Here is a 12,347-nt window from a genome sequence, read left to right on the forward strand (position 1 = left end):
AACTATTTACGCGAAGTTTACTTATTTCTTCTTAGCAGTGCTTTATTTATCCGTTTAATGAGCGTAGGTCCCTGATATATGAAACCCGTATAGATCTGCACAAGAGATGCACCAGCCTCAAGCTTTTCAATCGCGTCTGAAGGAGAATGTATTCCTCCCACTCCTATTATGGGGAACGCTTTGCCCGATTTCTCAGAGAGATATTTAATCACCTCGGTGGATCTCTTAGTCAGCGGCTTGCCGCTCAGCCCTCCCGTTTCGGAAGTCACGCTTGACGGGGAAGTTAGTCCCTGTCTCGATAATGTGGTATTGGTCGCGATAATCCCGGCAATTCCGGTCTCTTTCACGATATCCACAATGTCGTCAAGCTGGCTGTCAGTAAGATCAGGCGCAATTTTCAACAGGATAGGACGGGATATACCGTTCTTGCTATTCCGCTGCTGCAATGTGTTGAGGATATTTTTCAGAGGTTCCTTTTCCTGTAATTCCCGGAGCCCGGGTGTATTGGGAGAACTTACATTTACGACAAAATAATCAACAACGTCAAACAGGACATCGAAACACTTTACATAATCCTCTACTGCTTTTTCATTCGGAGTGACTTTGTTCTTCCCGATATTTCCGCCGATAATCAGTCCGTCGCGCTTTAAATGACGAAGGTGACCGGCTGCCACTTCGGCTCCCTGGTTATTGAATCCCATTCTGTTGATCAGGCCTTCATCAGCAGGCAGCCTGAACATCCGGGGCTTATCGTTGCCGGGCTGTGGCAATGGAGTAACAGTACCAATTTCAATGAAGCCGAACCCAAGATTCGCAATTTCCTTTACATGGGAGGCATTTTTATCAAAACCAGCACCCAGGCCCACTGGATTCTTAAACTTCAATCCAAATACTTCCCTTTCCAGACGCGGGTCATTCACATGCAACATCTTCCTCTGCAATGCAGAGACACCGGGAATACGGTTCACCGTTTTTAGCATTGCGGTAACAAAATGATGGATTCCTTCAGGCTCAAAGCGAAAAAACAGGGGTCTTATGAGATGGTACATGGCGCGAAATTAAAGAGTTTTATGATTTCTTCTCAGCTTTTTTATTTATTCTGCCAATATTTGCGACTTAGTCCCGCCTAAAGGAATGAATACTAAAATGAATGATCTTTCTATCGTTGCTACAGCAGACGGCTCAAAAACCATCTTTAATCCGGACGTAGGAGAACACTATCACTCCAAACATGGTGCATTGCAGGAAAGCAAACATGTCTTCCTGGAATCAGGATTAAACTTCTTCCTTCAGCAACATCCTGTCCGCCAGGTGAGTGTTCTGGAAGTAGGCTTTGGCACCGGCTTAAATTTCCTGCTGAGCGCAGATCATTGTTCCCGCATGTACATCAGGCTTCAATATACAGGAATAGAGGCTTTCCCTTTATATGAGAATACGATCTTTCAAACAGGATACGAACAATATGTACAGGCAGAACTATGGAACAGTTTCCAAAACTGCTACCGGCAGTCTTTTGCTGCCCCGGCGGATCTGAATGAATTCTGTAATTTTCGCATTGACCAATGTAAACTTTTGGAATTTCATTCAGACCAATCCTATGATGTGCTTTATTTCGATGCGTTCGCAGCGGTACACCAGCCTGAGATGTGGAGTGCGGAATCGCTCGAAAAGTGTACCCGTTATCTGAAGCCCGGTGGTGTGTTTGTGACGTATGCTATAACGGGAAACCTGAAAAGAACAATGAAGTCCCTGAACTTCGAAATAGAGAAAGCTCCCGGTGCTCCGGGGAAAAGAGAAATGCTGAGGGCCGTAAAGAAACTTTAGAGCCGGTGACAGAGCAGCAGCCCGGAAGACGTCCGGGAGATCCCCGGACCAAGAGGACTGTACGTTTAAATGTTACAGGCGATCACGAATCCCGATGCCCATGCCCATTGAAAGTTGTAGCCCCCCAGCCAGCCTGTTACGTCAACGCATTCGCCGCCGAAGAAAAGCCCCGGAACTTTCCTGGCTTCGAGTGTCTTGGATGAAAGTTCTTCTGTAGCGACACCTCCCCTCATTACTTCTGCACGGTCGTATCCCTTGTCACCCGCCGGTTTAATCCTGAAATGATGGATCTGCGTTTCTATTTGGGCAAGATCCGACTTGTTCAGAGATGCAAGGTTCTTGTCAACAGGCAGATACTTCCCGAGTGCTTCTGCAAATTTACGAGGGAAAACTGACGACAATAACGTCAAAAACATTTTCTTCCCGTTTTGATTCCGCTCAGTTTCTATCAGGCTGGAAATCTTTCTATCAGGTAGCAGATCGATATCTATCCATTCCCCCGGCTTCCAGTAAGAAGATATTTGCAGGATAGCAGGTCCGCTAAGTCCCCAGTGCGTAAAAAGGATATTTTCCTCAAAGCTGATCTGTTCATTGCTGACCCGGCAGAAGATACTGTTTCCCGACAAATGCGCGAACCATTCGGCATCTTTACCCGTAACCGTCAGCGGCACCAGCGCAGGTGCGGTCTTTGCAATCCGGAGACCAAACTGCTGTGCTGTTTTTAAAGCGAAATCTGAAGCTCCCAGCTTCCGGACAGGTAATCCCCCCGTAGTAAGCACAAGCCTGGGTGCCCGGACGCTCACGATCCTGCCCTCACTTTGATAAGAGACAACGAAACTGTCATCCTCTTTTTTTACTTCCATTACATCCGCATTGCAACGAATTTCCTGTCCGAAATCTGTACATAAACTGATAAAAACGTTAACAATATCTTTCGCCTTGTCCGTCGCGGGGAATAATTGGCCCAGTGTTTTTTCCTTGCCGTAGATACCATAGGTTTCAAAAAAAGTAATGGTGTCGTTTACGGTCCATTGAGAAAAAGCCGATTTGCAGAAATGCTCATTCCCTGAAATAAAATTCGCTGGGGAGGTGTTCAGGTTTGTGTAATTACACCTGCCGCCGCCCGATATAAGGATTTTGGCTCCCGGCTGAGCATTCTTTTCCAGAAGTAACACCCTTTTCCCGAGAAACCCGGCCTGGACTGCACACATCAGCCCACAGGCCCCGGCTCCTATTATCAGCGCGTCGTACATGAATCTTTAAAAAACGCAAAGGTAATTAATAATCCTAAACATTAGTTTCTCCGGACGAACCGTTAGCGGGCATTTCTTTGTCGTACAATCGCATTTAAAATTTTGTTATTAATGATGGATTTGTATATTTGCGCTCCCGGTTTTAATCAGGAGTTACAATAAATGCAAATATTTTTCACATATCACCGTCATTTCCATCATCGCCCCTGAGGCGATATGATGAACTTGTACGGTTTCTACGTGAAACTGATTTTATTGAACTTATTTCTTGTACTGATTAAATAATAACGAATTGAAAACACTCAAAATCGCTATCCAGAAATCGGGTAGACTAAATGAAAAATCTGTTGAGCTTCTTAAAAACTGTGGCTTAAGCTTCGAGAATTATAAGAGTTCCCTTATATCCCCCGTTTCAAACTTCCCATTAGAAATCCTTTTTTTAAGAGACGATGATATTCCGGAATATGTGCAGGACGGTATTGCCGACCTGGGCATTGTTGGAGAAAACGTCATTAATGAAACAGAAGTCGACGTCGCCTATCTTCAAATGCTGGGATTCGGAAAATGCTCGCTTAAGCTGGCTATCCCTAACCAGTGTTCTATTAAAACACTTTCTGATCTCAATGGAAAGTCTATCGCTACGTCTTACCCTGTTATATTGAGAAAATTTCTTGAGAAAAATTTCGTACAGGCAGATATCCGTACTATCTCCGGATCCGTAGAGATATCCCCCGGACTCGGCCTGAGCGATGCTATCTGCGATCTTGTATCAACAGGAGGTACGCTGAAAAGTAACGGTCTTACTCCTTTTGCAGATGTATTACATTCTGAGGCGGTAATGATCGGACGTAAAGGAATCGAGAATGACCCATTAATTATTGAGCTCATCCAGAGGGTTCAATCCGTATTGCGTGCGAAAGAAACAAAATACGTAGTTCTTAATATTGAAGAAAAGAACCTTGATGCCATCAAAGCTCTTCTGCCGGGCATCAAAAGTCCTACTGTAGTGCCACTTGCAGAAAAAGGCTGGGCGGCAGTTCATACCGTTATACCGGAGAAAGATTTCTGGAGCAAAATCAACGAATTAAAAGCTGCGGGAGCTCAGGGAATTGTGGTAATGCCCATAGAAAAAATAATTCTTTAGATCCTGGATACCAGCTTACATCTTACCACGAGACCACGGTTTTGGGGTAATAATATGAGAGAACAATGAAAGTCATAAGCTTTAATCCTGATGATAAGGAAACTGGTTTTACAGCGATGCCGGATATCGAAACCCTTATTGCGAGAAATATTGATCCTGATAAAACAATAACAGAGCGTGTTGAGGCCATAATATCCGATGTAAAAACGAATGGAGACAAAGCTTTATTTGATTTCGCTGAACGTTTTGATGGCGTAAAACTTGAGAAACTGTTTATCGGCGCCGGGGAAATAAGAGAACTGGCATCTGCTATAGGAGAAGAACAGAAATCGGCTATAGATACCGCCTATCACAATATCCGGCTGTTTCACGAAAGCCAGTATAAAAAGGAAGACAAGATAGAAACCATGCCTGGCGTAACTTGCTGGCGCGATTCGCGACCGATTGAGAAAGTCGGCCTTTATATTCCCGGCGGATCCGCGGTTTTGCCGAGCACCTTCCTGATGCTGGGCATACCGGCCAGAATTGCCGGTTGCAGGGAGATTATTGTTTGCTCCCCGCCTCAGAAGGATGGCGGGATAAATTGCTTCCTTGCCTATGTAGCAACCTTGCTGGATATAGACCGCATTTATTTATGCGGTGGTGCCCAGGCCGTAGCAGCTATGGCGTTCGGGACAGAAAGCATTGCTAAAGCAGATAAGATATTTGGCCCCGGGAACCAGTATGTAACCCGGGCAAAAACAATTATCCAATCTACCTCTCAAACCGCAATTGATATGCCGGCAGGGCCATCGGAGGTTCTCGTCATTGCCGACGAAAGTTCAGTACCGGCCTTTGTTGCTGCCGACCTTCTTGCACAGGCCGAGCATGGCCCCGATTCGCAGGCAGTCCTTGTTTCAAACGCAGAAGAGGTTATTAACGAGATCATAGAAAAATTAAAGCAGCAGCTCGAATTACTTCCCAGAAAAGATATTGCCGCTAAGGCTTTAGCCAATTCTTATGCAGTACTGACAGATGATCTTCGCGAAGCAATGGATTTCAGTAACAGATATGCTCCTGAACATCTCATCCTGGCAACAGATCAATGGCGGGACCTGATTTCATCGATCAGTAATGCAGGTTCTGTATTCCTGGGGAATCTTACTCCGGAAAGTGCTGGTGACTATGCATCGGGAACAAATCATACTCTACCGACCAGCGCGTATGCACGCTCTTATTCGGGCGTATCGCTCGATTCGTTCCTTAAAAAGATCACCTTCCAGCATATCACAGCGGAAGGTGTCAGAAATATCGCTCCCACGGTGGAAGTGCTCGCTGAACTCGAAGGCTTACAGGCTCACAAAAACGCCATGGCGGTGAGAAGAACCATGAGCTATGAGGACAATTACTAAAACAGCTTAAAAAGATGGACTTAAAAAAGATATTAAGAACGAACATACAAAACCTGGTACCCTACTCGTCCGCACGGGACGAGTTTCAGGGAGAGGCCTCCGTTTTCCTGGATGCTAACGAAAACAGCTTCGGTTCACCGCTTGCGACTGCATATAACCGCTATCCTGACCCGCTTCAGCTGGCAGTAAAAAAGAAGATAAGCGAAATAAAGGGCGTGCCTCCTCAGAATATTTTCCTGGGGAACGGAAGTGACGAGGCCATCGATATCCTTATCCGAGCTTTCTGCCGGCCGGGTATCGATAATATTATCCTGCTTCCTCCCACCTATGGGATGTATGAAGTATCAGCCAATATTAATGATGTCGCTGTAAAGAAAGTGCCGCTGACTGCAGGGTACCAGCTTAATCTTGAGGGCATAGCAGAAGCCATTGATGAGAATACCAAACTGATCTTTATCTGCTCCCCTAACAATCCTACTGCTAATTCCATTTACAGAGAGGATATTGAGACCGTATTAGCCAACTTTCCCGGATTAGTGATAATCGACGAGGCATATATTAATTACTCGCGGCAGAAAACATTTATCCGCGAATTAACAGAGTATAACAACCTGGTTATTCTTCAGACACTTTCCAAAGCATGGGGACTTGCCGGGCTGCGAGTGGGAATGGCATTTGCAAGTGAAGAAATTATCGAAGTGTTCAATAAGGTGAAGCCTCCCTATAACATCAATGAGGCTTCTCAGCAATTAGCCTTAAATGCGCTTCAGAACGTTGACCAGGTAAACGAATGGATCAGGGAAACAGTGGCTGAAAGAGACCGGTTGGGTACGGCGCTTCTTGATTTACACTGCGTGCGGGAAATATTTCCGTCTGATGCAAATTTCCTTTTGGTAAAAACCACCGATGCAAAAGGCATATATCAGTTTCTGGTAGAACGGGGCATCATTGTACGCGATCGCTCTAATGTCATCCTGTGCGAAGATAGTCTTCGTATCACAATAGGAACACCAAACGAAAACACTCTTTTACTCGGGGCTCTGAAGTCTTTCCCTCACTAAGAATTATATGGATACTTTTGAAAATAATGCTGCGTCGCCCAAAAAGAAAATTCTGTTTCTTGACAGGGACGGCACAATGGTACTGGAACCTGAAGACTACCAGGTAGACTCCTTCAGTAAACTCGAGTTTTATCCAGGTGCATTTAAATACCTGAATAAAATAGCAGAAGAACTTGATTTTGATTTGGTTATGGTAACCAATCAGGATGGGCTCGGCACAGATTCCCATCCCGAAGAAAACTTCTGGCCGGTGCACAACTTCATTCTTAAGTCCTTTGAAAACGAAGGCGTTAGCTTCAAAGAAGTCATTATTGACAAGACGTTTGCCCATGAGAATGCCCCTACCCGCAAACCGGGCACGGAGCTGCTCTTACATTATTTTGACGGGGATAAATACGACCTCGCCAATTCTTACGTTATAGGAGACCGGGTTACAGATGTAGTATTAGCAAAGAACCTGGGATCCAGGGCAATATGGTTAAAGCTGGATGACTCGCTCGGAGCTGACGAAATAAAAGAAAAGGCCGGTGAATTGAAGGATTGTCTGGCACTTGAAACAACTTCATGGAAAGAAGTATATGAATTTCTAAAAGCCGGAAAAAGAGAGGTAGAACACAGAAGGACTACTAAAGAGACAGATATCAGCATCAGGATCAACCTCGACGGCAAAGGCAATGCAAAGATTTCAACCGGCTTGCATTTCTTTGATCATATGCTCGATCAGATTGCCCGTCACGGGGGAATGGATCTTGAGATAGAAGCAAAAGGAGATTTACATATAGACGAACATCACACTATTGAAGACACTGGAATTACACTTGGAGAAGCAATTGCCAAAGCTCTGGGTGATAAAAGAGGAATCGAGAGATATGGTTTCTGTCTTCCGATGGACGATTGCCTGGCCCAGGTTGCCATAGATTTTGGAGGACGCAACTGGATTGTCTGGGATGCTGAGTTTAAGCGTGAAAAGGTCGGAGAAATGCCTACCGAGATGTTTTTCCATTTTTTCAAGTCATTCAGTGACGCGGCAAAATGCAACCTGAATATTAAAGCAGAGGGGGCCAATGAGCATCATAAAATTGAGGCTATTTTTAAGGCTTTTGCAAAAGCGATCAAAATGGCAGCTAAAAGGGATGTTAATAATATGTGGCTGCCCAGTACAAAAGGATTGATCTGACACAACAATATACAGTAAAAAGCTATGGCGGAAGAGAGCAATTTACAGTACCAGAATTCTGTTCAAACAGATGAAGGGAAGAAGACCGGGATCATTTCATACGGTGCCGGCAATATTTTTTCACTCACAGCAGCACTCGAACGTCAGAATATCCCATTCGGGATGATCTATTCACCTGAAGAGTTCGATCAGTACGACCGGTATATCATTCCCGGTGTCGGCCATGCCGGTGCTGCCATGCAGAAACTGGAAGAAAGCCGGATGATAGAAAAAATAAAATCGACCTCAAAACCGGTCCTGGGGATATGCGTGGGAATGCAATTATTAACCGATTTTTCTGAGGAAGGAAATGCACATCTGCTGTCTATTGCCCCGCTGAGAACCAGGCATTTTGATGAAACGCTTCAGATTAAAGTGCCTCACACAGGCTGGAACAAAGTTTGCTCTCAGTTTGAAAATGAATTATTTAATGATATAAAGGATGGCACTTACTTTTATTTTGTTCATTCCTATTTTATCGAATTTAATCCTACTTTTACACTCGCTTTTGCTGATTACGGGGTTAAATTTTCAGCGGCGTTGAAAAAAAACAATTTTTACGGAGTCCAGTTTCATCCTGAGAAATCCGGTGAAGCAGGAGAAAAAATACTCAAAAACTTTTCAGAATTATAGAAACATATGTACATCATCCCTGCAATTGACATTCTGGACAAGAAAGTTGTCCGCTTGCGAGAAGGAAACTACGATCAGGCTACATTTTACGATGTAACATTGGAAGAGATGATCGAAAAGTACCAGTCGAATGGTACAGAATTCGTTCATGTTATTGATCTGAACGGAGCTAAAGGAGACTTCAGCAATCAGGAATATCTCTTCGATATCATCCACAAAACCGAAATGAAAGTTCAGTACGGTGGGGGTGTGCGCAGTATTGAGAAAGTTAAAGAACTGATCGACGCAGGAGTGCACCGGGTAATCGTGGGCACACAGGCTATCACCAACCCTGAATTTTTAACAGAGCTGAGCAAAGCAATCTGCGGAAAACAACAGTGCTCCGACCAGGTAGTAGTTGCGATAGACGTGCTTGATGAAGTGATCAAATACTCTGGCTGGATGGAAAGCTCTCCGATAAAGCTCATGGATTATGTAGACCGTTGCTTAAATCTTGGCTTTTTCCGGTTCCTCTGCACAGACATCAATAAAGATGGAAAGCTGGGGGGAGCAGGCGTTGACCTGTATAAGAAATTACTGGAACACTCTCCTTTTATCAAGCTTATCGCTTCAGGCGGCATCAGTTCTATGGAGGACATCAAGATATTGCATGATATTAAAGTGGAATCATGTGTCGTGGGCAAAGCGATTTACGAAGGCATGATCTCGATAGAAGAAATCCAGGATTGGAATCTGAAATCCCTGATTTCATTTTAAACCGCCGGACACCCATGTGTGTCCCGGCCCCCTACTTCGTTCACTATGACGAATCACAGTTACAATTATAATCAGTCTGCTGCACCGCAAGCTTCTGAAAGAGAAAATGACCTGCCGCAGGCAGATCATTTTCCTGCTATAAGCGGAGGCCTCGCCAAGCGCATCATCCCATGTCTGGATGTCAAAGACGGACGCACGGTGAAAGGTGTTAACTTTGTTGACCTTCGTGATGCCGGTGATCCGGTCGAACTGGCCTGGCAGTATTCGCAGCAAGGCGCAGACGAGCTGGTCTTTCTCGACATTACAGCGACTCATGAGAGACGCAAAACCATGGTCGAACTTGTTAAGGCAGTTGCACGGCAGGTAAACATCCCGTTTACTATAGGCGGGGGAATAAACGAAATAGCAGACGCCGACATTCTGCTTAACGCAGGGGCAGACAAGATATCCATCAATTCGGCGGCAGTCCGCAGCCCTGAACTGGTAAATGAGTTAGCAAATGCGTTTGGAAAACAGTTCGTGGTGGTCGCGGTAGATACCAAGAATATAAATGGCAAAAATCTCGTCCACCTGAATGGAGGACGGATTCCGACTGATATTGAAACGAAAAAATGGATTAAAGAGGTGGAAGAACGTGGTGCGGGAGAGATCCTGCTTACTTCCATGGATCATGACGGTACTAAAGGCGGATTCGACAATACGCTCCTGAAGAAGATCAATGACTCCATATCCATCCCCCTGATCGCTTCAGGAGGTGCCGGATCAGAACAGCACTTTATCGACGTTTTTAAGCTGACGAACGTGGATGCTGCCCTGGCAGCATCGGTGTTTCACTACGGCGAAATTCTGATTCCCGACCTCAAAGCGAAACTGAAGAAAGAAAACATTGAAGTAAGATTCTAGCTATGTCTCTACAGTTGGAAACCGAAAGATTGATAATGAGGTGTATGCAACCAGAGGATGCAGAGTACATGTTTGATCTTAACAGTGACCCTGATGTGATCCGCTATACCGGTGATAAGCCCTTCAACAACATTGAAGAAGCCCTGAATCTGATCCTGAATTATGACCAGTATTCAAAATACCGGATGGGAAGGCTCAACATGTTCCTTAAATCAACAGGAGAATATATTGGTTGGTGCGGATTAAAATACCACCAGGATTCAGGAGAAACTGACATCGGATACCGGCTGAAAAAAAGTTGCTGGGGATATGGGTACGCTACCGAGTCGGGCAAGGCTAGTCTTGCCTATGGGTTTTCTGATCTTGGCCTGCCCTCTATCGTAGGGCATGCTCTGAAAGAAAATACCGCATCGATCAGGGTGCTGGAAAAACTAGGATTGAAATATATGCAGGACACGGAGTTCGATGATGAACCCGGAGTCTTATATAAAATAACACAAACGGAATGGAAATAGACTTTAATAAGGGTGATGGCCTCGTACCTGTTATCGTGCAGGACGAACAAACCCTGGAGGTTTTAATGCTCGGTTACATGAACGATGAAGCCTTCAAAAAAACATCAGAAGAAGGAAAAGTAACTTTCTTTTCCCGCTCTAAAAACAGGCTTTGGACCAAAGGAGAAGAAAGCGGAAACTATCTTTACGTCAAAAGCATCCATGATGACTGCGATCATGATACTCTGCTCATCAAGGCAAGCCCGGTTGGACCGACCTGTCATACAGGATCGAGAAGCTGCTTTTCTACCGGCTTCAATCAGAATTTCCTGTTCGAACTGGAACATATCATTGCCGACCGTTACGAGAATCCCCGCGAAGGTTCTTACGTCAATAGCCTTCAGAAAAAAGGCATCAACAGGATTGCGCAGAAAGTAGGCGAAGAAGGCGTGGAGACGGTAGTAGCAGCGCTCAACCAAACTGAGGATGATCTCATAAACGAAGCTTCAGACCTCATGTTTCACCTGCTGGTACTCCTTAAAGAAAAGAATATCAGCCTGAAGACAATTGCTGAGAACCTTGAGAAAAGACACAAGTAAGCGGACTCCCCTTCCTCGTAGTTCGTAACCTCAGTCAATGACTGATTAGCAGGAGTTGACAGGGACCACCGATAACAGAGACACCATGGAAATAAAACGTAAAGCGGCGCTTGCCGGACATCAGAACCCCATTTACACAATCGGGGCGCCGACTGATTCCGCTTTCTTTTATACTGCAGGAAATGATAAAGGGGTTGTTGAATGGGATTTTGAGAAACTCAGCCCTCTTAGAGTTCTCATACCTGTTAAGACATCGGTATATGGTCTTTACTTATCGCCCGACCGTTCTTTACTGGCTGCGGGTGAAAGAAGCGGCCAGGTAACGATCTTTGACTTCAACCAGCAAAAGATAGCAGCTAGGCTACAACCACATAGCCTTCCGGTGTTCTCACTTGGAGCAATCGTGAATAAACAGGAACTCGTTACGGCATCGGAAGATGGGACGGTTTCGGTAATCGACCTCAAAACATATTCAACAGTTTACCACTTCCGGGTGTCAGAGGAAACAGTACGATGTATGACGGTTAGTCCCGATGAATCGCTCATCGCATTTGGTTGTAAAGACAACGGCATCAGGATTTATAATTCTTCTGATTACAGCCTGCTGAAAGTTCTGACTGCACACACGATGCCTGTAACAGCCCTCTGCTTCTCCCCTGACGGCCAATTTCTATTGTCAGGAGGCCGTGATGCAAAACTTAACATATGGCGACTGCCCTCTTATGAATTACAGGAGAGCATCACCGCCCACATGTTCGCAATCTACGATATCGTATTTCATCCCTCTCTCCCGCTCTTCGCTACTGCGAGTCAGGATAAGAGCATCAAAATCTGGAGCAGCAACACTTTTAAATTGCTTAAAATATTGAGCAGGGAAAAAGGAATCGAATCGCATACCCACTCCGTCAATAAGCTCAACTGGAATACTCCCGACGGTACCCTTCTTTCCGTAAGCGATGATAAGATGATCATTGCCTGGGAAATAGAGAGGAGTTAAAAGTAGAAAGTTGAAAGTAGAAAGTTGAACTTGTGATTGGAAACTGTTGGCTGACTGCGGATAGACGACTACTGAG

At 45.0% G+C, this 12,347-nt stretch carries 13 protein-coding genes; 11 read left to right on the forward strand and 2 right to left on the reverse strand.

The window, feature by feature from the left end:
- Positions 1–17 precede the first annotated feature (17 nt).
- Entirely contained in the window at positions 18–1,049 is a 1,032-nt protein-coding gene (locus DDR33_RS04765; protein WP_109414634.1) for a quinone-dependent dihydroorotate dehydrogenase, read from the reverse strand.
- A gap of 85 nt (positions 1,050–1,134) precedes the next feature.
- Here DDR33_RS04765 and mnmD point away from each other — a divergent pair, with 85 nt between their 5' ends.
- Complete coding sequence (gene mnmD / locus DDR33_RS04770; RefSeq protein ID WP_238387669.1) at positions 1,135–1,824, forward strand: tRNA (5-methylaminomethyl-2-thiouridine)(34)-methyltransferase MnmD; 690 nt, start codon at positions 1,135–1,137, stop codon at positions 1,822–1,824.
- A 65-nt stretch (positions 1,825–1,889) separates the two neighbouring features.
- Here the strand turns inward: mnmD and DDR33_RS04775 are convergent, their stop codons facing one another.
- A complete protein-coding gene (locus DDR33_RS04775) occupies positions 1,890–3,077 on the reverse strand; it encodes a BaiN/RdsA family NAD(P)/FAD-dependent oxidoreductase (RefSeq protein ID WP_109414635.1) in 1,188 nt (395 codons plus the stop codon).
- Between the two features lie 292 nt (positions 3,078–3,369).
- On the opposite strand from DDR33_RS04775, the gene hisG reads away from it, so the two are divergent.
- The 10 genes from hisG to DDR33_RS04825 all read left to right on the forward strand — a co-directional run bounded on the left by hisG (position 3,370) and on the right by DDR33_RS04825 (position 12,271).
- A complete protein-coding gene (hisG, locus tag DDR33_RS04780) occupies positions 3,370–4,221 on the forward strand; it encodes an ATP phosphoribosyltransferase (protein ID WP_109414636.1) in 852 nt (283 codons plus the stop codon).
- A gap of 65 nt (positions 4,222–4,286) precedes the next feature.
- Positions 4,287–5,612 (forward strand): histidinol dehydrogenase, encoded by a 1,326-nt coding sequence (gene hisD, locus DDR33_RS04785; RefSeq protein WP_238387670.1) that lies wholly within the window; start codon positions 4,287–4,289, stop codon positions 5,610–5,612.
- 14 nt (positions 5,613–5,626) lie between these two features.
- Positions 5,627–6,673, forward strand: a complete 1,047-nt coding sequence (hisC, locus tag DDR33_RS04790) for a histidinol-phosphate transaminase (RefSeq protein WP_109414637.1) — start codon at positions 5,627–5,629, stop codon at positions 6,671–6,673.
- 7 nt (positions 6,674–6,680) lie between these two features.
- A complete protein-coding gene (gene hisB, locus DDR33_RS04795; protein WP_109414638.1) occupies positions 6,681–7,850 on the forward strand; it encodes a bifunctional histidinol-phosphatase/imidazoleglycerol-phosphate dehydratase HisB in 1,170 nt (389 codons plus the stop codon).
- Positions 7,851–7,874: 24 nt separating this feature from the next.
- Positions 7,875–8,522, forward strand: a complete 648-nt coding sequence (gene hisH, locus DDR33_RS04800) for an imidazole glycerol phosphate synthase subunit HisH (protein WP_109414639.1) — start codon at positions 7,875–7,877, stop codon at positions 8,520–8,522.
- Between the two features lie 6 nt (positions 8,523–8,528).
- Positions 8,529–9,278, forward strand: a complete 750-nt coding sequence (locus DDR33_RS04805; RefSeq protein WP_109414640.1) for a 1-(5-phosphoribosyl)-5-[(5-phosphoribosylamino)methylideneamino]imidazole-4-carboxamide isomerase — start codon at positions 8,529–8,531, stop codon at positions 9,276–9,278.
- A 45-nt stretch (positions 9,279–9,323) separates the two neighbouring features.
- The gene (gene hisF, locus DDR33_RS04810; protein ID WP_109414641.1) at positions 9,324–10,181 is read left to right on the forward strand and encodes an imidazole glycerol phosphate synthase subunit HisF; all 858 of its coding nucleotides are present in this window, start codon (positions 9,324–9,326) and stop codon (positions 10,179–10,181) included.
- 35 nt (positions 10,182–10,216) lie between these two features.
- The gene (locus DDR33_RS04815; protein WP_394341102.1) at positions 10,217–10,696 is read left to right on the forward strand and encodes a GNAT family N-acetyltransferase; all 480 of its coding nucleotides are present in this window, start codon (positions 10,217–10,219) and stop codon (positions 10,694–10,696) included.
- Positions 10,687–11,274: a bifunctional phosphoribosyl-AMP cyclohydrolase/phosphoribosyl-ATP diphosphatase HisIE gene (gene hisIE, locus DDR33_RS04820; protein ID WP_109414643.1), complete on the forward strand. Its 588-nt coding sequence runs from the start codon at positions 10,687–10,689 to the stop codon at positions 11,272–11,274. Before DDR33_RS04815 ends, hisIE begins: the two co-directional genes overlap by 10 nt.
- 85 nt (positions 11,275–11,359) lie before the next feature.
- Complete coding sequence (locus DDR33_RS04825) at positions 11,360–12,271, forward strand: WD40 repeat domain-containing protein (protein ID WP_109414644.1); 912 nt, start codon at positions 11,360–11,362, stop codon at positions 12,269–12,271.
- Positions 12,272–12,347: the final 76 nt, after the last annotated feature.

It is taken from the genome of Pararcticibacter amylolyticus (genome assembly GCF_003130405.1).
Lineage (GTDB): Bacteria > Bacteroidota > Bacteroidia > Sphingobacteriales > Sphingobacteriaceae > Arcticibacter > Arcticibacter amylolyticus.